The sequence below is a fragment of the Variovorax sp. Soil_C_39 genome (genome assembly GCF_057656815.1).
The window spans coordinates 173897-200399 of the sequence record NZ_JBDGJQ010000007.1 but is presented as its reverse complement, the minus strand read 5'-3'; the positions used below and the strand labels follow the sequence as shown (position 1 = coordinate 200399).

The window sequence follows — 26503 nt, the reverse complement described above, 5'->3', positions numbered from 1 at the left end:
TGATCTTGAAAACCATAAAAAGCCATATTCACTAGGGAATACCCCGAACATACATCAATCAAGTTGACAAAATGGAAGTTGAAATCAAAATATGACGAAACCAGCTTAGCCGAGAACGCATTCATGAAAACTGTCGTCCGCACCGACGAGCGCATCCTGTCCTCCGACATCTTCGACCGCGACAGCCGTGTCAAGCGCCCTGACCATGGCAGCTGGGCCGAGCCCGGCAAGCAGATTCCGGTCTACCACCGCTGCGGCGTGCTGGTGGTCGGCGGCGGCCCGTCGGGCACGGCCGCGGCCGCGGCGGCCGCGCGCGCCGGCGCCGACGTGGCGCTGCTCGAGCGCTACAACCACCTGGGCGGCCTTTCCACCGGCGGGCTCGTGATCTGGATCGACCGCATGACCGACTGGGAGGGCCAGCTCGTGATCCGCGGCTTTGCGGAGGAGCTGTTCGACCGCCTGCCGGCCGAGGCCATCGCCGGCCCGGCGCGCGAGGATTGGGGCTCGCAGGACCCGGCCAAGGCCGCGCACTGGTCGCAGCGCACCGCCGCCTACCACGGCGTGGTCACCTGGTCGCCCACCATCGACCCCGAGCGGCTCAAGCTGCTGTCGCAGGAGATCGTGCTCGAGCGCCAGGTCAAGCTCATCTATCACTCGTGGGCCGCGATCCCGATCGTGCAGGACGGCGCCGTGAAGGGCGTGGTGTTCGAAAGCAAGGAAGGGCGCATGGCGATCATGGCCGACGTGGTGGTCGACGCCACCGGCGACGGCGACCTGTTCGCGCGCGCCGGCGCCGCCTTCGTCAACGACATCGAGGAAGCCGACGTGCACCATTGCATGAACACCTCGTGGCTCTTCGGCGGCGTGGACATGAACCGCTGGATCGCGTTCAAGGCCGGCCAGCCCGAGGCGTTCAGCGCTTTCATGGCGCTTGGACGCGAGCAGCTCGGCCTGTTCGAGCGCCCCTTCGTCTCCTGGCGCAACGACGTGGCGTTGTTCATGGGGCCGCGCCAGTCGGGCTACTCGGCGCTCGACGTCGACGACCTCACCGCGGTCGAGGTGCGCTCGCATCGCGCGATGGCCGCGCACCTCGACTATTTCCGTGCCCATGCGCCGGGCTTCGAGGACGCCTACCTGATGCTCAGCGCGCCGCAGATCGGCGTGCGCCATGCGCGGCGCCTCACGGGCGTGGGTGCGGTGCTGCGCAGCCAGTGGCCCGACGGCGTGGCGCTGGCCGACGAGATCGGCGTGACGCCCGCGGTGTCGCCGAAATTCCCGAACATCTCCATTCCCTACGGCGCGCTGGTGCCGCAGCAGCTCGACGGCCTGCTCGCCTGCGGCCGGCACATCTCGTGCGACCGGAATTCGCACGGCTTCATGCGCGAGATCCCGCAATGCTGGATCACCGGCCAGGCCGCGGGCGTGGCCGCCGCGCTGGCCTCGCAGGGCGGCATCGCGCCGCGCGCGGTCGGCATCGGCGCCTTGCAGTCGGCGCTGCTCGCGCAGGGCGTGTACCTGCGCGCCGGTGCGGGGCAGGGCGCGCAGGCGCCGGCAGCAGCGGCCGAAGCCTGAACCTCTACATTGCATGGTCCTGGGTCTTGCAACGGGTTTTCCCATGTCCACTGAAAAGAACGAAACCTCCTCACTTTCTGCATCGCCCGACGCCGCTGAGTCGCGTGCCGACCGCTCCGACACCGTGAGCGCGCTCGAGCGCGGCATCTCGGTGCTGCGCTGCTTCAGCGAAGAGCGGCCGGTGCTGGGCCATGCCGACATCGCGCGCATGACCGGCATCCCGCGCGCCACCGTCAACCGGCTGGTCGCGACGCTGCTCTCGCTCGGCATGCTCAAGAGCGCGCCCGCGGCCGACCGGCTCATGCTCGGCCCCGGCGTGGTGTCGCTCTCGCGCGTGTTCCTCGGCAGCCTCGACGTGCGCGCCGCCGCGCGGCCCAGCATGCAGGCCATGGCCGAGGAGGTCGGCGCCTCGGTCTACCTGGCGGTGCGCGACGGCATGGAGATGGTGCTGATCGAAGCCTGCCGGCCGCGCTCGTCGATGCTGTCGGCGCGGCTCGACGTGGGCTCGCGCGCGCCGCTGCCCAACTCGGCGCTCGGCCGCGCCTACCTGTCGGCGCTGCCCGAGGCCGCGCGCAACCAGCTCGTCGATTCGCTGCGCCTGCTGCGCGGCCCCGAATGGGACGGCATTGCGGCGCCCATGGCGCGTGCCATCGGCGAGGCGAAGCGGCTCGGCTACTGCCTGTCGCTCGGGGAGTTCCACCGCGAGATCAATTCGGTGTCGGTGCCGCTCGTCGGGCCCGACGGCGAGGTGATGGCGCTCAACGGCGGCGGCGCGGCCTTCGTGTTCACCGAGGAGCGGCTGCGCAACGAACTCGCGCCGCGGCTGCACGACATCGCACTCACCATCGCGCGCGACATCGGCGGCCACGTGCCGTCGCCCACATCGGGCTAGCGACCACCAGATTCCCCCCACGACGGAAAAGAAGAACGGAGACACAGGCCATGCACCTGAGCGATGAAGAAAAAGCCATGTACGACGGCCGCGACGGACCGGCCGTGCAGAAGGCCATGGACCTGCTGATGCGCTACGGCGAAGCGCTCGGCGCCGAGCGGCTGGTCGAGACGCGCAACGTCTGCGCATCGATCACCTCGACCACGCCGTTCCAGCGCGACTTCGCGCTCGCCAAGGGCGGCGGCATGGACGCGGTGTTCTCCGAATTCAGCCTCGACAGCCAGGAGACCGTCGAGATCCCGAAGTTCAAGGTCTTCACGAGCCACCTGCAGCTGGGCTTCGACCCCGGCCAGCCCGAGCGCATGGGCGTGAGCGAGGAGATCGTGCAGTTCTACGAGCGCAGCGAGCGCCACGCGGCCGGCCTCGGCGCGCAGATCATGAACACCTGCACGCCCTACCAGGTAGGCAACATCCCCACGCGCGGCGAGCACTGCGCGTGGATGGAATCGTCGGCGGTGGTGTATTGCAACTCGGTGCTCGGCGCGCGCACCAACACCGAGGGCCGCGAGAGCACCGGCGCGGCCATGCTCACCGGCCGCATTCCCTATTGGGGCTACCACCTCGACGAGAACCGCCATGCCACGCACGTGATCGAGCTCGACGCGGGCATCGAGGTCGAGTCGGTGCAGGACTGGGGCCTGCTGGGCTACTTCATGGGCGAGCACGTGCAGGAGCGCGTGCCGGTGGTGCACAGCCGGCGCGGCATCGCCCGGGTGCCGAACCTGCCGCGGCTCAAGCACTTCGGCGCGGCCGCGTCGTCGTCGGGCGGCGTGGAGATGTACCACATCGTCGGCATCACGCCCGAGGCGCTGACGCTCGAGCAGGCGCTCGGTGGGCGCAAGCCGCAGGCGGTGCTGCACTACGGCGAGGCCGAGCGCCGCGCCACCTACGAGAAGATCAACGCCACCGGCCGCGATGCCGACGTGCAGTACGTGATGCTCGGCTGCCCGCACTACACCATCGAGCAGATCTGGGAAGCCGCGCAGCTCATCGAGGGGCGCAAGGTGCATGACGGCTGCGAGCTCTGGATCTTCACGCCGCGGGCCATCAAGTCGCTTGCCGACCGGAACGGCTACACGAAGATCATCGAGGACGCGGGCGGCATCCTCATGACCGACAGCTGCTCGGCGATGAGCCGCGCCGTGCCCAAGGGCACGAAGACCGTCGCGCTCGATTCCGCCAAGCAGGCGCACTACCTGCCGGCGATCCTCGGGGTGCAGGCGTGGTTCGGCAGCACGGCGGAATGCATCGATGCGGCCTGCACGGGGCGGTGGAATGGGGGCATGCAATGAGCGCCGCGAGCCTGAGCGAAACCATGTTGATCATCCGCGGCCGCAAGGTCGTCGGCGGCGTCGCCGAGGGCGAGGCGCTCGTCACGCGCGACCGCATCTCGGGCTGGGGCGGCATAGACCCGCGCACCGGCAGCATTGTCGAGACGCGGCACGAACTGCGCGGCCAGAGCTTCGCGGGCAAGGTGCTGGTGTTTCCCGGCGCCAAGGGATCGTCGGGCTGGTCGGCCATGTTCCACATGACGCGGCTCATGAACGTCGCGCCCGCCGCATTCCTGTTCAACGAGATGACCACCAAGATGGCGCTCGGCGCCGTGGTCACCCACGCGCCCGCCATGACCGACTTCGAACGCGATCCGCTCGAATGCATCGCGACCGGCGACTGGGTGCGCGTGGACGCCGACCGCGGCGTGATCGAGATCACCAAGAAGAAGAACCTCTCCGGAGACCGCCCATGACCCGCCCCCTGCGCAGCAACTTCCCGCGTGGCTCCTACCTCTGGTCGGTGCGCAATGCGCATTGGCGCGCGCTCGGCATCCCGGAGGAAGACTGCGAGAAGCCCAAGATCGCCATCGTCAACAGCTCGTCCGAGCTGGCCGCTTGCTTCAGCCACCTCGACCAGGTGGCGGCTGAGATCAAGACCGCGATCCGCGCCGCGGGCGGCGTGCCGTTCGAGATCCGCACCGCCGCGCCGAGCGACTTCATCACCGGCGCCGGCGCACGCGGCGCCTACATGCTCGGCGCGCGCGACCTCGTCACCAACGACATCGAAGTGGCGGTCGAGGGCGCGCAGCTCGACGGCATGGTCTGCCTCACCTCGTGCGACAAGACCGTGCCGGGCCAACTCATGGCGGCGGCGCGGCTCAACATCCCGACCCTGCTCGTGCCCTGCGGCTACCAGCCCAGCGGCGAGTACCGCGGCCGGCACATGGACATCGAGGAGGTGTTCATCGGCGCGATGCATGCGGTGACGGGCAACCTGCCGGTCGAGGAACTCGTGGCCATGAGCCGCGAGGCGATCCGCGGCCCCGGCGTGTGCTCGGGCCTGGGCACGGCCAACTCGATGCACATCGTCTGCGAGGCGCTCGGCATGGCGTTGCCCGGCAGCGCGCCGGTCGCCGCACTGAGCCCGAAGATGATGGCCGACGTGCGCGCCGCCGGCGCACGCATCGTGCAGATGGTGTGGGACGACCTGAAGCCGCGCGACATCCTCTCGCCCGGCGCCTTCGCCAACGCGGTGCGTGCGGTGCTCGCCACCGGCGCGTCGCTCAACACGGCCAAGCACCTGCAGGCCGTGTCGACCGAAGGCGAATGCGGCGTCGACGTGTATGGCCTGTTCGAGCGCCTCGGCCCCGACACCCCGGTGCTGGCCGGCGTGCGCCCGATCGGCGAGCACAGCATCGAGGCCTTCGAGGCGGCCGGCGGCTGCCGCGCGCTCATGAAGCAGTTGGCGCCGCTGCTCGACACCGACGCTTTCACCGTCACCGGCGCCACCGTGGCCGAGAACCTGCGCGATGCGGCCGTGGCCGATGCCGAGGTGATCCGCCCCATCGACCGCCCGGTGGCACCGCTGCCCGCCATCGTGCTGCTGCGCGGCAACCTCGCGCCCGAATCGGGGCTGGTCAAGGCCGGCATCGCCGAGCGCAAGGTGCGCCGCTTCACCGGCCCGGCGGTGTGCTTCTGGACGTCCGATGCCGCCATCGCGGCGCTGAAAAAGGGCGAGATCGTGCCGGGCCAAGTGGTCGTGATGCGCGGCGCCGGTGCCTGCGGCGGCCCTGCGATGGGCGGCGGTGCCTCGCGTGTGGTGTTCGCGGTCGACGGCGCGGGCCTGGGCGACCAGGTCGCGATACTGACCGACGGCCACCTCTCGGGCCTGGTCTGCAAGGGCCTCGTGGTGGCCGAGGTCTCGCCCGAGGCCGCGCTCGGCGGGCCGCTCGGCCTGGTGCGAGACGGCGACCGGATCACCATCGACCTCGATGCGCGCCGGCTCGACGTCGACCTGAGCGACGCCGAGCTGCAGACGCGCCGCGCCGACTGGCAGGCGCCGCCGCCGATGCACGACACCGGATGGCTGCAGCAGTACCGGCGCAACGTGAGCCCTCTCTCGAAAGGCGCGGTGCTCGTGCGCACCGAGCAGTAAGTTTTTCTCGCACGGCTTTCGCAACCGGCGCGGACGCAGTTCCGCCCCCGGTGGCGCAGCCCTGCGCGCACCCGAGTTGTTGTTCAACCAAGAGAAGAAGCAGGAGACAAGACAGCCATGAAAAGACTATTGATGTGTTCGGCGCTGGGGCTGGCGGGCGGCGCAGTGCATGCGCAGTCGTCCGTCACCGTGTTCGGCGTGATGGACCTCGGCGTGCAGCACACGCGCAGCGGCGGCGGGGGCTCGGTCACCGCGCTGTCGAACGGCGGGCTCTCGACCAGCCGCCTCGGCTTTCGCGGCACCGAAGACCTGGGCGGCGGCCTGCGCGCGGGCTTCTGGCTCGAAGCCAGCCTGAACCCCGACACCGGCGGCGGCCGCGCCAGCAACACCAACAACCAGCCGAGCGGCGCGGGAACGGCGGGGCCGATCGCCTTCGACCGCATGTCCTTCGTGAGCCTTTCGCACCAGCGCTTCGGCGAAGTGCGCCTCGGCCGCGACTTCATTCCCACGCACTACAACAGCATCTACTTCGATCCCTTCAATGCCAACGGCGTGGCGCGCGCGGGCAACCTCACGTTCGCGGGAGCGGGCACGGGGCCGCTGCCCACGGGCATCACCGGCAGCAACACCGTGAGCTACTGGCTGCCGGCCGGGCTCGGCGGCTTCTACGGCATGGCCATGGCCGGCACCGGCGAGAACGACTCCACGGCGCCGAACCGCGACGACGGCAACTTCGCCGGCGCGCGCTTCGGCTTCGCCTCGGGCGCCTTCGACATCGCCGCGGCCGTGACGCGCACGCATTTCGACGCCACCGCGGCCATCGGCAACTACACGCACGCCAACGTCGGCGCAAGCTGGGACGCGGGCTTCGCGAAGTTCTTCGCGCTCTACAACCGCGTGACGGTGAAGCTCGCGGCCGGCACGGTGCGCAAAGGCACCACCGAGATCGGCGCGCACATCCCGGCGTTCGAGGTCGGCCGCATCCGCCTGAGCTACGCCTACCTCGACGACCGCAGCGACGACAGCCTGCGCCATGCCGACGGCATGCCGCGCAACCGCGACAACGCGCGGCAGTTCGGCATCGGCTACGTGCACAACCTCTCGAAGCGCACCGCGCTCTACGGCACCTATGCACGGCTCATGAACAGCGGCCAGGCGCGCTACGTCGTCAGCGGCGGCGTGGCGCCGGCGGGCGGACAGCGTTCGTCGGGCTGGGAGTTCGGCGTGCGGCACCTGTTCTGAAAGGAGCGACCCCATGCAACGCAGACACCTCAATCTCGCCGCACTTGCCGCGGCCACGCTGCCCGCCACAGCGGCGTGGAGCGCCGGCGGCGCCTTCCCCGACAAGCCGCTGCGGCTGATCGTCGGCTTCGCGCCCGGCGGCGGCGCCGACGTGCTCACGCGGATCATTGCGGAAGGGCTCTCGAAGCAGCTCGGCCAGCAGGTGATTGTCGAGAACCGACCCGGCGCCGACGGCGTGCTCGCGGCGCAGGCCACGTCGTCGGCCAAGCCCGACGGCTACACGCTGCTGATGGGCACCAACACCGCCATGGTGGCCGCGCCCACGCTGCGGCCGACGCCGCCCTACGACCCGTTCAAGGCCTTCACGCCGATCAGCTCGGCCGGCCAGTTCTCGATGTTCCTGGTGGTGCCGTCGAGCCTGCCGGCCAAGAGCGTGAACGAGCTGCTCGCGCTGGTGGCGGCCAAGCCGGGCGCCTACAACTCGGCCTCGAGCAACAGCGCCTCGGAGCTCGCGATGCTGCAGCTGCTGGGCGAGCGCAAGGTGGTCAACGCGCGCTACAAGGGCGACATGCAGGCCATGACCGACCTGCTCGGCGGCCAGATCCACATGATGTTCACCACCGGCACGCTGGCGCCGGGCTTCGTGAAGGAAGGGCGCATCCGCGCGCTGGTCACGCTGCTGCCGCAGCGCAGCGGCCTGCTGCCCGACGTGCCCACGGGCGGCGAGCTCGGGCTCGGCAAGCTCACCATCACGCCGTGGGCCGGCTTCTTCGGTCCGCCCGGGCTGCCGCAGGCCATCACCGAGCGGCTGTCGCAGGAGCTGCAGAACACGCTGAAGCGGCCCGAGGTGCATGCGCAGCTGGTGCAGCAGGGCTTCGAGGGCTACGGCATGAGCCCCGCGAAGTTCACCGAATTCTTCCGCACGCAGTACGAGGCCTTCGGCGCCACCGTGCGAGAGCACAACGTGAAGTTCGAGTAGCCGGCGCGATTCAGCGCTCGATGGCGGGCGCGTTGCTGCGCCAGAACGCGGCATCGGGAACGGGCCCCGCGCCCGCGGCGGCGTTGTCGGCCATGTGCTCGGGGCGACCGGTGCCCGGGATCGCGCAGGTCACGGCCGGATGGCCCAGCACGAACTTCAGCAGCACCTGCGCCCAGCTCGTGCAGCCGATCTCGCCCGCCCATGCGGGCAGTGGCCGGCCCTGCAGCCGGCGCAGCAGCCCGCCGCCGCCGAAGGGCATGTTGACGATCACCGCCACGCCCAGGTCGGCCGCAAGCGGCAGCAGCCGGTGCTCGGCGTCGCGCGCGTCGAGCGAGTAGTTGATCTGCAGGAAGTCGAGCTGCTTCTCGGCGCGCAGCACCGCCTCGACCTCGCCGTAGGCCGAGGCCGTGTAGTGCGTGATGCCGATGTAGCGCACGCGGCCCTGCTTCTTCCAGGCGCGCAGCGTGGCGAGATGGGTCTTCCAGTCGACGAGGTTGTGCACCTGCATCAGGTCGATGCGATTGGTGCGCAGGCGTGCGAACGACTGTTCCATCTGCGCGATGCCGGCCTTCCGGCCCGAAGTCCAGACCTTGGTCGCCAGGAAGGCCCGGTCGCGCTGCCTGGCGGCGGCCAGCAGTTCGCCCGTGGTTTCTTCCGAGCGGCCGTACATCGGCGAGCTGTCGATCACCTTGCCGCCGGCCGCGAACAGCGCGTCGAGCACGCCCGGCAGGCGCTGGTATTCGTCGCTGCCCGGCCGGCGGTCGAAGCCGATCCAGGTGCCGCAGCCGATCACCGGCAGCGCTTCGCGGGTCGACGGGATGGGGCGGGTGTTCATCTTGCTCGCGGGTTGTTGCGGCGCTGTTGCTGCATTCGCCATGGCGGCGGCGCCGAGCGGCAGTGCGGCGGCCAGCCGCAGGAATGCTGCGCGGGTCAGGCGTGCGCCGGGCCAATGCGCTGGCGAGGCATCGTGCGGGCCGAGGTCTTTCATGGGAAGGGCGGCGGTGTTTCCATTGCGGCGGGGCGAAAAACCGCGCTCACGATAGCACCGGGCGCGGCCCGACGCGCAGCTTCCTGTGCCGAGGGAGGTCCTCGAGAAAACGCTGTAGCCCCGCGCGCTTGCTTTTCGGCGGGCTGGCATGAACGCGTAACCAGGCGTACGATGGGATGTGAAATCTTCACATCCGAGGTCGTGATGAATGCCCTGATTACCCTGTAGCGCCCACCGTGAGCGGGCCTGCGCGAAGTGCGTTGAGGCGATGGCGGCTCGGGCCGCCGTTTTCGATCGGGCATGATATTCACCATGGGAATGCCACTCTCGCTGCTTCGCCTGTCATCGCTCGACCTGGTGCGGGGCTTCGTCGCGGTCGGCCGGCGCATGAGCATCTCGCTCGCCGCGCAGGACCTCTGCCTCACCCAGTCGGCGGTCAGCAAGCAGGTCCATGCCCTGGAGGAGCAGCTCGGCGTGAAGCTGCTGGTGCGCGGCCACCGGTCGATCTCGTTCACGGCCGAGGGCGAGCGGCTTTTTCGCAGCGCCGACGGCGCGGTGCAGCAACTGCAGGACGTGATGGGCGCGATCGGCCGGCGCGGCGAGCAGCGCCCGGTCACGCTCAGCGCCAGCATCGGCATGACCGGCCTCTGGCTGCTGCCCAGACTCAGCCGGGTGCAGCGCCTGCATCCGGGCGTGGACGTTCGCGTGTCGGCCAACAACCGCCTGGTCGACCTGCGCACCGAAGGCATCGACCTGGCGATCCGCTACACCACGCCGGCGCTTGCGCCGGCCGGTGCATTGCGGCTCTTCGGCGAAACGGTGGCGCCGGTGGCGCATCCGTCGCTTGGGCTCACCGCCCTCGATGGCGCTGCGGCCTTCACGGACCTGTGCCTGCTCGACTTCGACGATCCGCAGCATCCGTGGCTGCAGTGGCGCGGCTGGCTGGCCTCGGCCGGCTGGGCCGATGCCCGGCCGCAGGCCGCGCTGCATTTCAACCAGTACGACCAGCTGATCCAGGCCGCGCTGGCGGGGCAGGGCGTGGCGCTCGGGCGGCTCGAACTCATCGGGCCGCTGCTTGCCGACAAGCGGCTCGTGCGCGTGGCAACGCTCGCGCCGGTGCAGCCTTCGGGCCACGCTTACTGGCTGGTCCAGGCCGACGGCACGCCGCGCGAAGAGGTGCGTCATGTGGCTGCCTGGCTTCTGGAAGAGGCCGGGCGTTCAAGCGCGGCCGGGGCCGCCAGCGCCTGAGCAGTCCGCGCCGGGTGCGATGAAGTCCATCGCATCGTCGAGCCGGTCGTTGCCCCAGAACATCTCGTTGCCTGCAAAGAAGGTGGGCGCGCCGAAGATGCCTTCCTCTGCAGCGGTTTCCGTCTGTCGCCGCAGGGCCCCTTGTTCGCATCGGAAGCCGCTTCCTCGAGGATGCGGTGCGCGGGCAGGCCGAGCGCGGCCAGCACGTCGCGCATCGCATGCGGCGAATCGATGTCGCGGTCGTCCGCAAAGTTCATCGCCATCGTGCGGCGGCAGAACGCGCCGATCCACGGCTGCGATGCGCCCACCAGCGCAATGCGCAGCGGCAGCACGGCGGCTCTCGGAAACCGCGTGGGCTGCGTCCATGGCAGGTCGTACTTGCGGCACTGGCGGGCCATGTCCTTCCACATGTAGTCGCCCTTTTCCTTCTGCAGCACGAAGGGCGACGTGGCCCAGCCGAAGGAACGGAAGATCGGTCCCAGCAGAAAGGGCTGCCAGCGAATGTCGATGCCGCGCCGGGCCGCCTCTTCCTCGATGCGCATGGTGCTGAGATAGCTGTAATTGCTGCCGAAGTCGAACCAGAAGTCGAGCGCCGGGCGGGCTTGCGGCGACGTCATTCGAACACCACCAGGCAGCGCGCCTCGATGCTCTCGCGCAGCGGCGCGTCGGCCGGCGCGTCGGGGTGGTCGAAGGCCGCATGCGGCGTGAAGCGCGAGACGCCGCCGAGTTGCGCGTCGTACTGCTTGAAGACCAGTGCCTCGTGCCGGTCCATCGCCGAGAAATACGACCAGCGATGCGCCGGCGAATGCGTGGCCAGGTAGATCTCGCCGGTGCGGCGCGGGTAGCGCACCTCGGCGCTCACCAGGTCTGCGGCCATTACCGAACGCGCGTCGCAAACGGCCAGCGGCGTGTCGAGCACGGGCCCGCGGATCGAGCGCCACACGTTCACGATGCAGTAGCGCCGCACCGAAGCCGCCTCGGCGGTATCGCCGAGCACCAGCGCGAGCCGGCGCCGGCCCGACTCTTCGGTGTAGTCGTTGTGGATGCGGCCGTTGGCCGCGGCCCGGCCGTCGGCACCGCGCCGTCCGAAGCTCAACGCGGTGCGGTCGGCCTCGCGGCGGCGCACCAGGTGGTCGAACACATGGGCGCGGCTGCCGCCAGTGACCGCGAGCGCCAGTTCGGCCACCTCGCGGTGGTACACGGCCGCGACCTCGTTGTCGTCCAGGAAGTTCGAAACGGCGGTCGGCGCATCACGCAGTTCGAAGCCTTCGCGTTCGATGCGCGGCGGCTCGGTGGCCGTGCGCGCATCCGCGATCGGCACAGCGTGTAGTGCATAGCGGCCACTTTCCCAAGGCGTGCCGGGCGGCGGCGGGAAGGTGTAGCTGAAAGGTCGCAGCGCATCGGGCTGCAGGTAATTGAGGCCGGCGGTGATGGGGGTGCTGGGTGTCATTGCGGGGCTCCTTCGAAAGAGGCATTGGAGCGGAGCCTCGGTCGGCGTTCAAACGCTTTCTGGTCCGTGTGACATGAGTCATAGGAATGTGAGAAAGGCGTCCGAAAAGAAGGTTTCCGCCGCTTGCCAATGCGGCAAATACTGTATGAAAATACAGTTAAATCGCAATCACCATGGGTCTTCCTTCACTCGACTCCTTCTCCGCCGCCGCAGGCCGGGGCGTCTGGCATGCCGACGAGCTCGGCCTGGCCGACGCCCAGGTCGCCGCCACCGGCCATGCCGCGCTCGACGCCGAGCTGCCGGGCGGCGGCTGGCCCGTGGGCGCGATGACGGAGTTGCTGCAGGCGACGCCCGAGGCCCATGTCTGGCAGCTGCTGCTGCCTGCGCTGGCCCAGGCGGTGCAGGCGCGGGGCGGTCCCGTGGTGCTGATCGGCGCGCCCTTCGAGCCCTGCGGCGCCTCGCTCGCGGCCGGGGGCCTGCCACTCGAGGCGCTCATGTGCATCAAGAGCCATGCGCCGCCCGCGCGGCTCTGGGCCTGCGAGCAGGCGCTGCGCTGCGCCGAGGTGGCCGCGGTGCTGGCCTGGCTGCCGCAGGCCCGCGTCGGCGAACTGCGGCGGCTGCAGCTCGCGGCCGCCCAGCACGAGGTGCTGCTGTTCGTATGCCGGCCCGCTTCGGCCGCGCAGGGGGCATCGCCCGCGCGGCTGCGCATCCAGCTCGACACCGACCCGGCCGACACCTCGCAGATGGCGCTGCACATCCTCAAGCGGCGCGGCCCGCCGCTGGCTGCGCCCGTCGTGCTGCCCGCACGCAACGAGCGCATGAGTGCGTTGCTCGCGGCCGCGCGGGTGCGCCGCAAGCTGCGCCTGCAGCAGCAGGGCCGCATGCTGCCCGCCGACCCGGCCGCCGCAGCGCCGTCGTCGTCGGCCACGGTGGTGCGCATCGACGCGTGGAAAGGGGGACCCGATGCACTGGATCGCATTGCGGTGGTCGCTTGAGCCTCACGCGCCGGACACGCCCGACGCGCCGGATGCCGCCACGCTCCCCACGCCCGAGGCGCTGGGCTGGTGGGCGCTGCGCTACACGCCGCATGTCGCCTGGCAGGACGAGGCGCTGATGCTCGAAGTCTCGGCCTGCGAACGCCTGTGGGGCGGGCGCACGTCGCTGATGCGCCAGCTGGCCCACGAGAACCCCGCGCCCGGCGCCGTGATGCGCGGCGCGCAGGGCGCCACCAGCCTGGTCGCGCTCGCGCGGCTGCGCCTGTTCGAGCGCAACGAGCGCCGGCCTCGGGATTTGCCTGCGGGCCTGCCGCTCGACACCCTGAGCGCCGCGCGCGGCCACCTCGACCTGCTCGCGCGGCTGGGCTGCCGCACCTGGGGCGACGTGGCGGCGCTGCCGCGCGGCGGTTTCGTGCGCCGCTTCGGCACCGAGCTGCGCGATGCGCTCGACGCTGCCTGGGGCTTCTGCCCAGAAAGCCACCAGTGGCTCACGCTGCCCGACGTGTTCGAGCAGAAGCTCGAACTCCCCGCGCTGGCCGAAACGGCACCCGAGCTCATGTGGTCGGCCAACCGGCTGCTGTCGGCGCTGCAGATCTGGCTGCGCGCACGCCAGCGCGGCGCGCGCGCGCTCGAGCTGCAATGGACGCTCGACCTGCGGCGCTTCAACGGCGCCGACCTGCCGCCGTACCAGCAGGTCACCGTGCGCACGGCCGAGCCCACGCAGGACATGGCGCACCTGCGCCGCCTGCTGTCCGAAAAGCTCGCGCTGGCCACGCTCGCCGCGCCGGCCAGCTGGATTCGGCTGCGCACGCTCGAGACCGATCCGTGGGCCGGCGCCAGCACCAGCTTCCTGCCCGAGGACAACCGCAAGGGCGACAAGCTGCACGAGATGGTCGAGCGGCTCAGTGTGCGGCTCGGGCCCGAGCGGGTGGTGGTGCCCGCTGCGCAGGCCGACCACCGGCCCGAGCGCAAGCAGGCCTGGCGGCCAGCGCTGCAGGCGAACGCGAAACCCGAGGCACCGTCCGGCAAGGCGCGCAGGCAGCCGAAGGCCGAACAGGCGCAGCAGCAGCCCGACGCCATCTACCCCGCCTGGCTGCTGCCCGAACCCCTGCTGCTCGAGATGGACGGCGAACGCCCCTGCTACCGCGGACCGCTCGCCAGGCTCATCGGCCCGCAGCGCGTCGAGGCCGGCTGGTGGGGCGACAAGGAAGAGGGCGGCCAGCCCGCCATGCGCGACTACTACATCGCCGAAAGCCCCGAGGCCGGCCTGGTGTGGATCTTCCGCGAGCGGCCCTCGGCGCGGTTTTCGCCGTCGGGCGAAGTGCGCTGGTACCTGCAGGGTTTCTATGCCTGACCTGAGCGAGAAGCAGCTGCGCGGACGCAACACCGCCAAGGTGCATGCGCTGCCGCCAAAGGCACGCGCCGTGCCTGGCCTGCCCGACTATGCCGAGCTGCATTGCCTGACCAACTTCAGCTTCCAGCGCGGCGCCTCCACGCCCGAAGAAGTGGTCGAGCGCGCCTACCAGCTCGGCTACAAGGCCCTGGCCATCACCGACGAATGCTCGGTGGCGGGCATCGTGCGCGCGCATGTCTGCCTGCGCGAACTGCCGGCCAAGCTGGCGGAATACGAGCGCGAACACCCCGACGAACCGAAAATTCCGCGCAACCCCGATTTCCGGCTGCTGTTCGGCAGCGAGTTCCGCTTCGAGCGCTTTCGGCTCGTGGTGATCGCGAACGACACCGAGGGCTGGGGCAACCTCTGCGAGTTCATCACCGCCGCGCGCAACACCGAACTGCCCAAGGGCGAATACCGCGTGGGTTGGGACGAGAGCGACGTCGCCTCGCTGCAGCACTGCCAGGTGCTGTTCGTGCCGCACCGGCAGCCCGGCCAGGCGCCGGACACCGCCACGCTGCACGAAGACCTGCTGGCGGCCAAGGCGCTCTACGGCGAGAACCTCTGGCTCGCGCTCGGCCTCTTCAACGAGCTCGACGACGACCTCTGGTTCGTCTCGCTGGTGCAGGCCGGCGAACGGGCCGGCGTGCCGCTGGTGGCGGCAGGCGACGTGCACATGCATGCGCGTTCGGTCAAGCCGCTGCACGACGTGCTCACGGCCGTGCGCCAGGGCAAGGCGGTGGCCGAGTGCGGCTTCGCGCTGCAGTCGAATGCCGAGCGGCATCTGCGGCAGCGCGTGCGGCTGGCCGCGCTGTACATGCCCGAGATGCTCTCGAACACGCTCGTCGTGGCCGAGCGGTGCCGCTTCGATCCCGCCGTGATCCGCGAGAACTACAAATACCCGCTCGAAACCGTGGGCACCCACGAGACGCCCGTGCAAACGCTGTTGCGCAAGACCTGGGAGGGCGCGGCAGGGCGGTATCCGGCGGGCATTCCCGACCAGGTGCGCGCGCAGGTCGAGAAGGAACTCGCCCTCATCACCGAGATGAAGTACGAGATGTTCTTCCTCACGGTGGAAGACATCGTGCGCTTCGCACGTTCGCAGAACATCCTTTGCCAGGGCCGCGGGTCTTCCGCCAACTCGGCCGTCTGCTACTGCCTGGGCATCACCGCAGTCGATCCCGACAAGGGCCACCTGCTGTTCGAACGCTTCCTGAGCCGCCACCGCAACGAGCCGCCCGACATCGACGTCGACTTCGAGCACCAGCGCCGCGAAGAAGTCATTCAGTACATCTACCAGAAGTACGGCCGCGAGCGCGCCGCCATCGCCGCCGTCGTCATCTGCTATCGCGCGCGCAGCGCCCTGCGGGACGCGGGCAAGGCCATCGGCATCGACGAGCGGCTGATCGACGAGTTCGCGAAAGACCACTACTGGTTCGACGACACCGTGCTCGGCGAACAGCTGCAGAAGGCCGCCGAGCGCGTCGGCGTGCAGGAAGACGCGCTCAGGCTCGAACACTGGATCGAGATGACGCGGCGGCTCAAGGGCTTTCCGCGCCACCTGAGCCAGCACGTCGGCGGCTTCGTGCTCACGCACACCAAGCTCACGCGGCTGGTGCCGGTCGAGAAGGCATCGATGAAAGACCGCTCCGTCATCCAGTGGGAAAAAGACGACCTCGAGGCCATGGGCATGCTCAAGGTCGACGTGCTCGCGCTCGGCATGCTCAGCGCCATCCGACGCGGCCTCGACCACATGAACCGCTGGCGCGGCACGACGATGGAGATGCACCAGGTGCCGCACGACGACCCGAACGTGTTTGAAATGATCTGCGATGCCGACACCGTGGGCGTGTTCCAGATCGAGAGCCGCGCGCAGATGTCGATGCTGCCGCGCCTCAAGCCGCGCTGCTACGAAGACCTGGTGATCGAGGTCGCGATCGTGCGGCCCGGCCCGATCCAGGGCGGCATGGTGCATCCGTACCTCAAGCAGCGCGAGCGTGTCGCCAAGGGCCTGCCGATCCACTACGAGAAAGAGGAACTCCGCGAGGCCCTCGGGCGCACGCTCGGCGTGCCCATCTTCCAGGAGCAGGTGATGCAGATCGCGATGATCGCGGCCGGCTTCAGCGCCGACGAGGCCGACCAGCTGCGCCGCGCCATGGCCGCCTGGAAGCGCAAGGGCGGACTCGAGAAGTTCCACCAGAAGCTCGTCGACGGCATGGTTGCGAGAGACTACAAGCGCGAGTTCGCCGAAGCCATCTTCAAGCAGATCCTCGGCTTTGGCGACTACGGCTTTCCCGAAAGCCATGCCGCGAGCTTTGCCAAGCTGGTCACCGTGAGCAGCTGGCTCAAGTGCCACGAGCCCGCCTGCTTCCTGGCCGCGCTGCTCGATTCGCAGCCGATGGGCTTCTACAGCCCTTCGCAACTGGTGCAGGACGCGCGTCGGCATGGCGTCGAGGTGCGGCCGGTCGATGTCGCGTGCAGCGAGATCGACACCACGCTCGAGGCCCGCGCGCCCGATGCGCCGTGCATGCCGCCCGGCACCGACCAACGCCATGCCGATCGCCTCGGCAACCCCAACCAGCCCGCGGTGCGGCTTGGCCTCAACCGCATCTCGGGGCTCGGCGAGGAAGGCGCCCAGCGCCTGCTCGCGGCCCGCGCCCAGGCGCCCTTCAACAGCACCGAAGACCTTGCGCTGCGCGCCGAGCTCGACGCCAGAGACATGGCCGCGCTTGCCGCCGCCGATGCGCTGATGTCGCTGTCGGGCCATCGGCGCCAGCAGGTCTGGGACGCCACCGCGACGCGCGACACGGGCAGCCGCGGCGCCACTTTGCTGCGCGGTGTGCCCGTCAACGAAGAGGCCTTGCAATTGCCCGCCGCGCCCGAGGGCGAAGAGATCGTCGGCGACTACGCCGCGCTCGGCCTCACGCTGCGGCGCCATCCGCTCGCGCTGCTGCGCCCGCGCCTCGCGCGCATGAAGCTCATGAGTGCCGAGCAGCTTCGGCAGGTGCCCACCGGACAGACCGTGCGCGCCTGCGGCATCGTCAAGGGCCGCCAGCGGCCCGGCACCGCCAACGGCACCATCTTCGTCACGCTCGAGGACGAGACCGGCAACGTCAATGTCATCGTCTGGAACCACGTCATCGACGCCTGGCGCGAGCCGCTGCTCAAGTCGCACCTGCTCGCGGTGCAGGGCACCTGGCAGCGCGACGACGACAACCAAGGCAAGGTGCAGCACCTCATTGCCACCGGCTTCAAGGACCTGACCCCGCTCATGGGCCGACTGGCCGAGAGCAACACCAGCCGCGATTTCCATTGAAGCCGGCCCGCATGCCCATGAAGACCCCCATGCAACCGATCGTTCCATGGCTCGCGCCCGACGCTCGTTTTCGCTAACCTGTAGCCCATGTCCGCACTCGTCCTTGACCTTCCCGTGGCCGGGCCCATCGGTCCGCCGCCGCCCGCGCCCGACGTGCCGGTTCCCATGCCGCCGCCGCCTCCGCCACCCGAAGGCGATCCACCGCCCGTCGTGCCGCCAATCGAAGACCCCGGCTTTCCGCCGCCCGTGGGCGACCCGCCGCCGCCCATGCAGCGCGCCGAGGTGCCGTTCGGCAAGCACCATGCGCGGCGGCTGCGCGAGATCTACCGTTCGGCCGGCTGGCCCTGCTGCGACGCCATCGAGGTCGAGCTGCTCGCGGGCGGCTTTCTGGAGCGCGTGCGCACCGCACACGGCCACGAGACCTTGCGCGTCACCGATGCCGGCATTGCACGCATCGCCACCACGCTCACCCTCAACCGCGCGGCGCTCTCGCCGCACGAGGCGCTGGTCGAGCGCGTGGCGCGCGAGATGACCCGCGGCGGCCGCATCGCCTGGCGCGGCCTGGGTCTGCGGGCGCGCCTGCCCGCGCTCGAAGAGGGCGGCAAGCCGCGCTGGTGCATGGCCCGGCCCGACGTGTTCTCGATCCGGAACACCAGCGTCGAGGCCTATGCGCACCCCATCGTGCACGAGGTCAAGGTCAGCCGCGCCGACCTGCTCGGCGACCTGCGCAAGTCCGACAAGCGCGCGGCCTACCTCGACCTGGGCGGCGAGTGCTGGTACGTGCTGGGCAACGATGCGCGCGGCCGCTGCATCGCGTCACCCGACGAGATACCGGCCGAATGCGGCGTGCTCTTGCTCGACGGCGAGCGGCTCGTCGTCGCGCGCGCCGCCGTGCACCGCGCCTTCGAACGCATTCCCTTCGGCGTGTGGATGGCGCTCGCGAAGGCGCAGCCCATTGCGGGCTTCGACGACGATGCGCAGGACATGCTGGGCGAACTCGCGGCCGCGGCCGGATAGCTTGGCCGGGTAACGCGGCGCCTTTCTCGAAAGAAAAGAAGCACAACGCCAACCCGCTCAGCCGGCCTTCGACCCCCAATACACCGCGGTCGTGCGGATGACGCGTGCCGCCTGAACGCGGATGTCGGCGCCTTCGCGAAGCTTGGCAGGGTGCGCGTCGATCGCCACCCGGAACGGCCAGGTCGACAGCCGCGCTGCCGCATGCGCCCGCGGCAGCTGGCGCAGCAGCGGCGAGAAAAACAGGACCCGCGCAGAGGGGGAAGAGGGTGCCGGCGGGCGGGCGGTGGTCATGGTGTCGCCTCGAATGTTGCTCTTGGAGACGATCGATTCTAGAGGGTGAACTGTATGGATGTACAGTTATTTTGCCGGCGCGGGAGACGGCCCGCAACGCACCTCAAGGACTGACGCTCCGGTCGCGGCTGCGATAGTCAGGGCTGATCAGCGAGTGCCACGGCTGAGCGTTGCGAATGCTGAGGTCGAGCAGGTCCAGCAGTGTCCAGTCGAGGATGTCGCTTTGAAAGCGCCTCGCCGAAAGATCGGCGCGCGTCGATGCGCTGACGGCCCCGGATGTCCAGAGCAGCATCGGCACCTCGTAGCCGGCCCGGTTCTCGGCGTGCCCCGCATGGTTGCGTGTGTGGCCGACATCCTGGCCGTGGTCCGAGGTGTAGAGGAAGGCGCTGGGCTGGTTCGTCTTGTGCTGCATGAAGCCATCGAGAAGGCTGGAGACCACGTGGTCGTGATAGCGCAGTGCGTTGTCGTATTCATTGCGTTGGGCCACGATCCAGGGCATGCGGCCAGCCTTGCGCATTTGCGCCGTCACGCTGTCGGCAACGCCATTGAATACCTTGAATTCATCCGGGCGTCGCTGGTCGTAGTGAGGATGCGCACCGAGCAGGTGAACGATGATGAGCTTCCTCGGTGCCGGGTCCTTCAGTGCGGCCGCCCACGCAGGCAGAAGGCGTTCATCCAGGCTTCGATCGCCGCGCCTTCCGCCCGGATTGGGAAGGAACCTGACGTCGGCCTCCTCGGCAAAGCGGTTGTTGATGTAGCGGTCGTGCTGGTTCGAGATCCAGAACGTCTTGTAGCCTGCCTCGCGCGCCATCAAGGTCACGCTCGGTACGGCTTCGTCGTCGACCTCGTTCTCCAGGTCCCTCGCCGTCAGCATGTGCTGGAACGCACCGACCGTGTGGCTGCTCGCCGACAGCACGTCCTTGAACACCACGAGTTGGCCCTGTCGTGCATCGAGCCGGGGTGATGTCGCGCGCGCATAGCCGTAGAGGCTCCAGTTGTTGCGGTTGATGCTCTCTCCGACGACGAATGCAACGGTATTGCGCTCCGGCCCCGTGTAGGCGACGTCCAGTGCATCGAGCTTGTCCTCGGTCGCAGCTCGCTTGAGCGCCAGCATGCGGATGCCCGCCTGGTACTCGACGTAGCTGGACGCTTGCCCTGGCCAGTACAGGAACGGATTCGATCCCCGTGCCGTTGCATTGACCTGCACGCCGAGAAAGAGCGCAACGCACACGATGCCGGCGGCGGGATGCGAACGCGCCCGCCTGCGCCGATGCCACGACCAAATGAGCAGCAACGACGCCGCGCCGGCCGCAGCCAGGTGCAGCGCCAGGTCGACGGCATGGTGCCGGGCGAACTCCATCGACTCCGCAGCCGAGGTGTTCCCGACCGCATCGAGCACGAGCGCCGCGTCGGGATGGGTCCGGTAGACGGCCATGAGAAAGGAGCGCAGCAGCAGGTCCCCCGCGAACCCGAGGCGCCATGCCACCTCGAGAACGGCGCGCAGCCCCGCCAGGGGAGGCACCGCACGCAGTGCGCAGGCACCGAGGCAGAAGACCAGTGCCGCTTTCGCCGAGTCGCGCCACCCGATGTCGAAAGCCAGGTACATGGCGCACAGCAGCGCTGCGGCCAGCACAGGCTCCAGCCCCCCGGGAAGCGCTCGCGGCGATCGATGTACCCGCATCAGCGCAGGATGAGAACCGGCGCCACACTCGTGCGCAGCAGCGTCGTGGTGGTGCTTCCCACGATCAGTTGCCGGATGCGCGAGTGGCCATAGGCGCCCATCACCAGAAGCGCCGGCGCCTGGCCCGCAACCAGCGCGGGCAGCACATCCTCGGGGTCGCCGGCGGCCAGCACCGTTTCCACCGCGAAGCCTGCGTCCGCGAGCACGCGCCGTGCATCCTCGAGCTGGCGCCGGGCTTCCGGTGTCTCGGAACCGGCCATCGCCAGAAGTGCCGGAAGACCGGCCAGCATCGGGCTGCGCGCCACGGTCTCGACCATCTTGCGCGCCGTCGGGCTGCCGTCGAAGGCAATGACGAACCGTGCAGGGGCCGCGAAGCCGTCGCTCGTGGCGACCAGAACCGGGCGCTTGACCGAGCGGATGACGCGCTCGACGTGGTGGTCGAGATGAACCCTGCCGTGCGACGCCTCTGCGCGCCGATGCTCGCCGAGCACGAACAGGCGCGCCTCGGTCTCGACCTCGAGCACGCTGTCGACCAGCTCGCCATGGCGAAGCCGCGCATCGTGGCGCCCGACGCCTGCGGCCTCGGCGCGTTCGCGCGCGGCAGCCAGCAGGCGGCGGCCGCTTTCGGTGGCCAGCTTGCTGCGCTTCTCATCGAGTTCGCTCAGTTCCTGCAGCAACGACTCCTGGGCGTCGAGCCCGATCGCGCCGCTGTAGTCGCCGGCCGACGCGCGGCCCGGATGCCGTTCCAGCACATGCAGGAATTCCAGTGGCACATCCAGCCGCTGCGCCGACCAGGCGGACCAGTCGATCACCGCGGCAGTATTGCCGAGCCCGTCGATACAGGCGTAGACCTTGTTCATGGCGAGTCTCCTTCAGTGCATGAGTTTTTCGACGGCGCCCGGCTTGTCGTGGAGCGCGAAGCGGTCCACCAGCGTCGCGCTGGCCTCGTCGAGGCCGATGACTTCGACATCCGTGCCTTCGCGCTTGAACTTGAGCACGACCTTGTCCAGCGCGCTGACGGCGGTGATGTCCCAGAAGTGGGCACGGCTCACGTCGATCCGGACCTTCTCGACCACTTCCTTGAAGTCGAAGGCACCGACGAACGCTTCGGAAGAGGCAAAGAACACCTGCCCAACCACCGCGTAGTTGCGCATGCGGCCCTCGGCGTCGCTGCTGCGGTCGATGCGCAGCACGCGGCCGACCTTGTGCGCGAAGAAGATGCCCGAGAGCAGCACGCCGACGAAGACGCCCTTGGCCAGGTCGTGCGTGGAAACCGTCACGGCCACCGTGGCGATCATCACCAGCGATGAACTCGGCGGGTGCTCGCGCAGCTTGCGAACCGAGTCCCAGCTGAAGGTGCCGATGCTGACCATGATCATCACGGCGACCAGGGCCGCCATCGGAATCATCTTGACCCAGGGCCCGAGAAAAACGATCAGGATCAGCAGGAACAAGCCGGCGCAGAAGGTGGAAAGCCGCCCGCGGCCGCCCGACTTCACGTTGATGACCGACTGGCCGATCATCGCGCAGCCCGCCATGCCGCCGATGAACCCGGTGGCGATGTTGGCCACGCCCTGGCCCATGCATTCGCGGTTCTTGTTGCTGGTGGTGTCCGTCAGGTCGTCCACGATGGACGCGGTCATCATGGATTCGAGCAGGCCGACGACGGTCAGCGTCAGTGCATACGGCAGGATGATCCTCAGGGTCTCGAGGTTCAGCGGTACGTCCGGCAGCAGGAACACCGGAAGGCTGTCGGGCAGCTGGCCCATGTCGCCCACGGCGCGGATGTCGAGCTTCAGCACCACGGCGACGATGGTCAGCACGACGATGCACACCAGCGGCGAGGGGATCGCACGGCTGATGTACGGAAAGCCGTAGATGATCGCGAGGCCGGCGGCCGTCATCGCGTAGACGACCCAGGTGACGTTCGTGAGTTCGGGCAACTGTGCGAGGAAGATCAGGATGGCCAGCGCGTTGACGAAGCCCGTGACGACCGAGCGGGACACGAAGCGCATCAGCGAGCCCAGCTTGAGCAGGCCGGCCACGATCTGAAGCAGGCCCGTCAACACGGTGGCCGCAAGGAGGTACTGCAGCCCGTGCTCCTTGACGAGGAGCACCATCACCAGCGCCATGGCGCCGGTGGCGGCGGAGATCATGCCCGGCCGCCCGCCGGCGATGGCGATGACGACGGCCATGCTGAACGAGGCGTACAGACCGACCTGGGGATCGACGCCGGCAATGATCGAGAAGGCGATGGCTTCCGGGATGAGGGCAAGTGCCACGACGAGGCCGGCCAGGAGATCGCCGCGCACGTTGGACAGCCAATCTTTGCGAATGGATGAAAGGAGCATGAAAAAAGAAGGGCCGCGCCGGGCAAGAAGCCGGCGGCCACAGGTATTCAGAAGAGATCAAGCGCAAGCCGAGGCTTGCGAAGAGGCGTGCGCGAATCAGCGCAGCGGAATCGGCGGGACCTCAGGGCGGGGTCACCGTGCAGAAGTAGCCGCGCGGAAGCCCGCTGCCAGGAAAGCCTGGGCGGTGCGTCATGGCGGTGCGGCACTTGTGCATCGCATCATTTTAGACCGCGCCGCAGTCCACCATCAAGCAGCCTGCCGCTCCGGCTTTGCCGACCGCGGCGCTTCGCTTCGCGCGAGCCACAGCCCGCTTGCGACGATCAGCGCCGCGCCGCCCAGCGTCCATGCGTCGGGCGTGGCCCGCCAGAACAGCCAGTCGAGCACCAGCGCCCAGGCCAGGGCGCTGTATTCGAAGGGCGCGATGGCCGCGGCCTGGCCGTGGCGAAACGCCTCGGCAATGCACATCTGGCCCAGGAAGCCGCTGACGGCCAGGCCCCCGAGCACCCACAGCTGCGCGGACTGGATCGGCACCCATTGCGGCGCCGCCAACAGGCTGCCGCCCACGGCCATGCCCGCCGTGGTCCAGAAGACCAGCGCGGCGCTCGATTCGGTGCGGCTGATGAGCCGGCCCAGCATGTTCGACAGCGCATAGCAGACCGCGGCCGCGAGCACTGCGATCGCGCCCATCGACAGGAACGAACTCCGCTCGGGGCGCAGCGCGATCACCACGCCGACGAACCCCAGGCCGATCGCGACCCAGTGCCGCGGCTGGACCGACTCACCGAGCAGCGGCACCGCGATGAGCACCATCAAGAGCGGCGCGATGAAGCTCAGCGTGTAGGCCTGGGCCAGGCCGAGGGTCTTCAAGCCATAGACGAACAGCACCAGCATCGTCATGTTCAACGTGGCGCGCAGCAGGTGCAGGCGCCAGCGCAGCCGCCGGTTGAACACGCCCGCAGCCTCGCGCCGCCAGGCGATGTAGACGCACACCAGCGGCAACGCGGTCAGACCGCGCAGCGCCATCACCTGCACCGGCGGGTAGTGCCCCGAAAGGTTCTTGAGCAGTGCGTCCATGCAGGCGAAGAAGGCGCAGGCCAGCAGCATTGCGGCGATGCCGCGCAGGGTTCCGGTGGGGTGCAAGGTGGGGGGTGTCTCGCGGCAATGGGCCGGGGGAGGGGCCTCGTTCTGGAGAGCGAAGCATAGCTTTTGCGGGGAGATTTCGCCCGCTGACGGAAACCTGGACCCAGCTTCTCAACGCCTCGGTCGCCTGTCCGTGAAGACCGCACGTTGGGCATCGAACGCGCGCCGGTACGCCGGACGCGCCTCGGCGCGAGCGACGTAGGCCTCGAGGCTCGGGTATTCGGCGAGGATGCCGGTTCCTTCCAGCCGGCGCAGCACCAGCACCATCGTCAGGTCTCCGGCGCTGAACGCGCCGTCGAGCCACTCGGCGTCGCCGAGCCGGCGTGAAAGCTGATCCAGCCGGACCCGGACCCGGTCCTCGATGAGCGGCAGGCGCTCCGCGTACCAGTGCTTGTCGGCTTCGGCATAGGGCACCTGCTCACGTTCCACGATCGGCGGTTCGACGGTGTTGAGCGCTGCGAACATCCAGGCAATGGCGCGTGCACGGGCATCGACATCGTCCGGCAGCAGGCCGGCGTGCCGCTGCGCGATGTGGAGGATGATCGCGCCCGACTCGAACAGCACGAGATCGCCTTCTTCGTACGTCGGGATCTGCCCGAACGGATGCAGCGCGAGGTGCGGCGCCTGCTTCATCGCCTCGAACGAAACCAGGCGCACGGCGTAGGGCTGGCCCACTTCCTCGAAGGCCCAGCGCACGCGCATGTCGCGCGCCAGCCCCTGGCCCTCGTCGGGCGACGCTTCGAAGGCGGTGATGACGGGGATGGCCGGAGGGCGTCCGGCTGTCGGAGTGGTGGCGGGTTGGCTCATGCGCGGCTCCATGGCGAAGAGGGGGACAGGCATTCTCCCCCTCAGCGATGCCCGCAACGCTCATGACCTGCCTGATTCGCCACTCAGTGCCGCTCCGCCCCCGCCAGTGGATGCGCAGCCAGTTGCTGCGCCGCCAACTGCAGCAGCACCGGATCGATCACCGGTTCGCTCTTCGCCACCGCCCCCGGCGCACAGCGCCCGTAGGTGTCGTCGAAGCGCACGATGTCGTCCTCGCCGAGGTAGCCGCCGGTCTGTACCTCGATCACCTCGAGCATGGTCATGCCGGGGTTCTCCAGGCGGTGGATGGCGCCGAGCGGCAGGTAGATCGATTCGTTCTCGCGCACCAGGCTGACCTGGCCGTCGCAGGTGGCCTTGGCGGTGCCCTGCACCACGATCCAGTGCTCGGCGCGGTGGTGGTGCATCTGCAACGAGAGCTTGCAGCCCGGCTTCACGGTGATGCGCTTGACCTGGAAGCGCTCGCCCATGTCGAGCCGGTCGTAGGCGCCCCACGGTCGGACGACGCGGCGGTGTTCGGTGGCCTCGGCCTGGCCGTCGAGCGCGAGCATCTTCACCACTTCGCCCACGCGCTCGGCGCAATCGGCACTGGCCACGAGCACGGCGTCGGGGGTGTCGACGATGATGAGGTTCTCGGTGCCGAGCGCCACCACGGGGCGGTGCGGCGCATGGATGAAGGTGTCGCGCGAACCGATAGCGGTGGCCCGGCCGCTCAGGCGGTTGCCGGTGGCGCTGTCGGCCTCGTGCAGCTTGGCCACGGCGTTCCAACTGCCGACGTCGCTCCAGTTGCCGTTGAACTTGACGACGGCGATGTCGCGGTGCTTCTCCATCACGGCGTAGTCGATGCTCTCGCTGCGGCAGGCGGCGAAGGCCTGCGGGTCGAGCCGCTGGAAGCTGCCGTCGACCGAAACGGCGGCGGTCGCGCGCTCGCAGGCCTCGACGATGTCGGGCGCATGCGTGCGCAGTGCACCGAGCAGCGTGCCGGCGCGCGCCAGGAAGATGCCGGCGTTCCACCAATAGCCGCCATGCAGGATGAGCGACTCGGCCACGTCGGCCGAAGGCTTCTCCATGAAGCGCATCACGGCGCGGCCACAGCCATCGGGCAGTTCGGGGCCGGCCTCGATGTAGCCGTAGGCCGTGCTCGCAAAGCTCGGCGCAATGCCGAAGGTGACGATGCGGCCCGCGAGCGCGGCGCCGATGCCGCTGCGCACGGTGTCGGCGAAGAGCGCGCTGTCGGGAATGTGGTGGTCCGACGGCGCGAACAGCAGCAGGTCGTCGTCGTGCTCGGCGAGCAGCGCGGCAGCGGCGATGGCGGCCGCGGTGTTGCGCGCCACGGGCTCGAGGATCTGGCGGCCGGTGATGCCGGCGTTCTCGACGGCCTCGCGCACCAGGTAGCGGTGCTCCTCCGACGCGATGCAGGTGATGTTGCGATTGAGCCGGCCGAGCCGCTCGAGCGTGAGCTGCAACAGGCTCTTGCTGCCGATGAGCGGCGCAAACTGCTTGGGCAGCGCCTTGCGCGACAGCGGCCACAGGCGCGTGCCGTTGCCGCCGCACAGCACGACGGGGTGGATGACGGGATCCCCCGCGTTGTCGCTGAAGTGGAGGATGTCGGTGTTCATGTTCATGGAAATGTTCCT

The 26503-nt window shown here is 69.2% G+C and carries 21 protein-coding genes and 1 pseudogene; 12 read left to right on the top strand and 10 right to left on the bottom strand.

Going from position 1 to position 26503, the window contains the following annotated elements; all coding sequences use genetic code 11:
* Positions 1 to 123: 123 nt before the first annotated feature.
* From AC3A6J_RS19220 to AC3A6J_RS19190, 7 genes are all read left to right on the top strand, one after another.
* Positions 124 to 1572 carry an FAD-dependent oxidoreductase gene (locus tag AC3A6J_RS19220; protein ID WP_487861574.1) on the top strand — a complete coding sequence of 483 codons (1449 nt, stop codon included), beginning with the start codon at positions 124 to 126 and terminating at the stop codon, positions 1570 to 1572.
* Between the two features lie 43 nt (positions 1573 to 1615).
* A complete protein-coding gene (locus AC3A6J_RS19215) occupies positions 1616 to 2464 on the top strand; it encodes an IclR family transcriptional regulator (RefSeq protein ID WP_487861573.1) in 849 nt (282 codons plus the stop codon).
* 50 nt (positions 2465 to 2514) lie between these two features.
* Positions 2515 to 3816 (top strand): aconitase X, encoded by a 1302-nt coding sequence (locus AC3A6J_RS19210; protein ID WP_487861572.1) that lies wholly within the window; start codon positions 2515 to 2517, stop codon positions 3814 to 3816.
* Positions 3817 to 3839: 23 nt separating this feature from the next.
* Complete coding sequence (locus AC3A6J_RS19205; protein ID WP_487861571.1) at positions 3840 to 4271, top strand: aconitase X swivel domain-containing protein; 432 nt, start codon at positions 3840 to 3842, stop codon at positions 4269 to 4271.
* A complete protein-coding gene (ilvD, locus tag AC3A6J_RS19200) occupies positions 4268 to 5953 on the top strand; it encodes a dihydroxy-acid dehydratase (RefSeq protein ID WP_487861570.1) in 1686 nt (561 codons plus the stop codon). Before AC3A6J_RS19205 ends, ilvD begins: the two co-directional genes overlap by 4 nt.
* A gap of 117 nt (positions 5954 to 6070) precedes the next feature.
* Positions 6071 to 7195: a porin gene (locus AC3A6J_RS19195; RefSeq protein ID WP_487861569.1), complete on the top strand. Its 1125-nt coding sequence runs from the start codon at positions 6071 to 6073 to the stop codon at positions 7193 to 7195.
* A 13-nt stretch (positions 7196 to 7208) separates the two neighbouring features.
* Entirely contained in the window at positions 7209 to 8174 is a 966-nt protein-coding gene (locus AC3A6J_RS19190) for a Bug family tripartite tricarboxylate transporter substrate binding protein (RefSeq protein WP_487861568.1), read from the top strand.
* Between the two features lie 10 nt (positions 8175 to 8184).
* On the opposite strand, the gene AC3A6J_RS19185 is transcribed toward AC3A6J_RS19190, so the two are convergent.
* Positions 8185 to 9162 carry an aldo/keto reductase gene (locus AC3A6J_RS19185; protein ID WP_487861567.1) on the bottom strand — a complete coding sequence of 326 codons (978 nt, stop codon included), beginning with the start codon at positions 9160 to 9162 and terminating at the stop codon, positions 8185 to 8187.
* Between the two features lie 318 nt (positions 9163 to 9480).
* Between AC3A6J_RS19185 and AC3A6J_RS19180 the strand changes: the two genes are divergently transcribed.
* Positions 9481 to 10410, top strand: a complete 930-nt coding sequence (locus AC3A6J_RS19180; RefSeq protein WP_487861659.1) for a LysR substrate-binding domain-containing protein — start codon at positions 9481 to 9483, stop codon at positions 10408 to 10410.
* On the opposite strand, the pseudogene AC3A6J_RS19175 reads toward AC3A6J_RS19180, so the two are convergent.
* A pseudogene (locus AC3A6J_RS19175) lies at positions 10381 to 11027 on the bottom strand (DsbA family protein). The gene AC3A6J_RS19180 and the pseudogene AC3A6J_RS19175 overlap by 30 nt on opposite strands.
* Positions 11024 to 11860: a CmcJ/NvfI family oxidoreductase gene (locus tag AC3A6J_RS19170; RefSeq protein ID WP_487861566.1), complete on the bottom strand. Its 837-nt coding sequence runs from the start codon at positions 11858 to 11860 to the stop codon at positions 11024 to 11026. Before AC3A6J_RS19170 ends, AC3A6J_RS19175 begins: the two are co-directional and overlap by 4 nt.
* A gap of 173 nt (positions 11861 to 12033) precedes the next feature.
* Here AC3A6J_RS19170 and imuA point away from each other — a divergent pair, with 173 nt between their 5' ends.
* From imuA to AC3A6J_RS19150, 4 genes are all read left to right on the top strand, one after another.
* Positions 12034 to 12855, top strand: coding sequence for a translesion DNA synthesis-associated protein ImuA (gene imuA / locus AC3A6J_RS19165; RefSeq protein ID WP_487861565.1), 822 nt, complete (start codon positions 12034 to 12036; stop codon positions 12853 to 12855).
* Positions 12824 to 14209, top strand: coding sequence for a Y-family DNA polymerase (locus AC3A6J_RS19160; protein ID WP_487861564.1), 1386 nt, complete (start codon positions 12824 to 12826; stop codon positions 14207 to 14209). The genes imuA and AC3A6J_RS19160 overlap by 32 nt, the downstream gene beginning before the upstream one ends.
* On the top strand, positions 14202 to 17564 hold the full coding sequence (locus AC3A6J_RS19155; RefSeq protein ID WP_487861563.1) for an error-prone DNA polymerase: 3363 nt from the start codon (positions 14202 to 14204) through the stop codon (positions 17562 to 17564). Before AC3A6J_RS19160 ends, AC3A6J_RS19155 begins: the two co-directional genes overlap by 8 nt.
* A gap of 87 nt (positions 17565 to 17651) precedes the next feature.
* The gene (locus tag AC3A6J_RS19150; RefSeq protein WP_487861562.1) at positions 17652 to 18581 is read left to right on the top strand and encodes a hypothetical protein; all 930 of its coding nucleotides are present in this window, start codon (positions 17652 to 17654) and stop codon (positions 18579 to 18581) included.
* A gap of 57 nt (positions 18582 to 18638) precedes the next feature.
* On the opposite strand, the gene AC3A6J_RS19145 is transcribed toward AC3A6J_RS19150, so the two are convergent.
* The 7 genes from AC3A6J_RS19145 to AC3A6J_RS19115 form a co-directional block, all read right to left on the bottom strand.
* Positions 18639 to 18872 carry a hypothetical protein gene (locus AC3A6J_RS19145; RefSeq protein ID WP_487861561.1) on the bottom strand — a complete coding sequence of 78 codons (234 nt, stop codon included), beginning with the start codon at positions 18870 to 18872 and terminating at the stop codon, positions 18639 to 18641.
* A gap of 103 nt (positions 18873 to 18975) precedes the next feature.
* Positions 18976 to 20505 carry a phosphoethanolamine transferase gene (locus AC3A6J_RS19140; RefSeq protein ID WP_487861560.1) on the bottom strand — a complete coding sequence of 510 codons (1530 nt, stop codon included), beginning with the start codon at positions 20503 to 20505 and terminating at the stop codon, positions 18976 to 18978.
* Between the two features lie 47 nt (positions 20506 to 20552).
* Positions 20553 to 21413 carry a universal stress protein gene (locus AC3A6J_RS19135; protein ID WP_487861559.1) on the bottom strand — a complete coding sequence of 287 codons (861 nt, stop codon included), beginning with the start codon at positions 21411 to 21413 and terminating at the stop codon, positions 20553 to 20555.
* A gap of 12 nt (positions 21414 to 21425) precedes the next feature.
* Positions 21426 to 22904 (bottom strand): SulP family inorganic anion transporter, encoded by a 1479-nt coding sequence (locus tag AC3A6J_RS19130; RefSeq protein ID WP_487861558.1) that lies wholly within the window; start codon positions 22902 to 22904, stop codon positions 21426 to 21428.
* Positions 22905 to 23150: 246 nt separating this feature from the next.
* The gene (locus AC3A6J_RS19125; RefSeq protein ID WP_487861557.1) at positions 23151 to 24044 is read right to left on the bottom strand and encodes a DMT family transporter; all 894 of its coding nucleotides are present in this window, start codon (positions 24042 to 24044) and stop codon (positions 23151 to 23153) included.
* A 111-nt stretch (positions 24045 to 24155) separates the two neighbouring features.
* On the bottom strand, positions 24156 to 24851 hold the full coding sequence (locus tag AC3A6J_RS19120; protein ID WP_487861556.1) for a glutathione S-transferase family protein: 696 nt from the start codon (positions 24849 to 24851) through the stop codon (positions 24156 to 24158).
* A gap of 83 nt (positions 24852 to 24934) precedes the next feature.
* On the bottom strand, positions 24935 to 26491 hold the full coding sequence (locus AC3A6J_RS19115) for a mannose-1-phosphate guanylyltransferase/mannose-6-phosphate isomerase (protein ID WP_487861555.1): 1557 nt from the start codon (positions 26489 to 26491) through the stop codon (positions 24935 to 24937).
* Between the last annotated feature and the right edge of the window lie 12 nt (positions 26492 to 26503).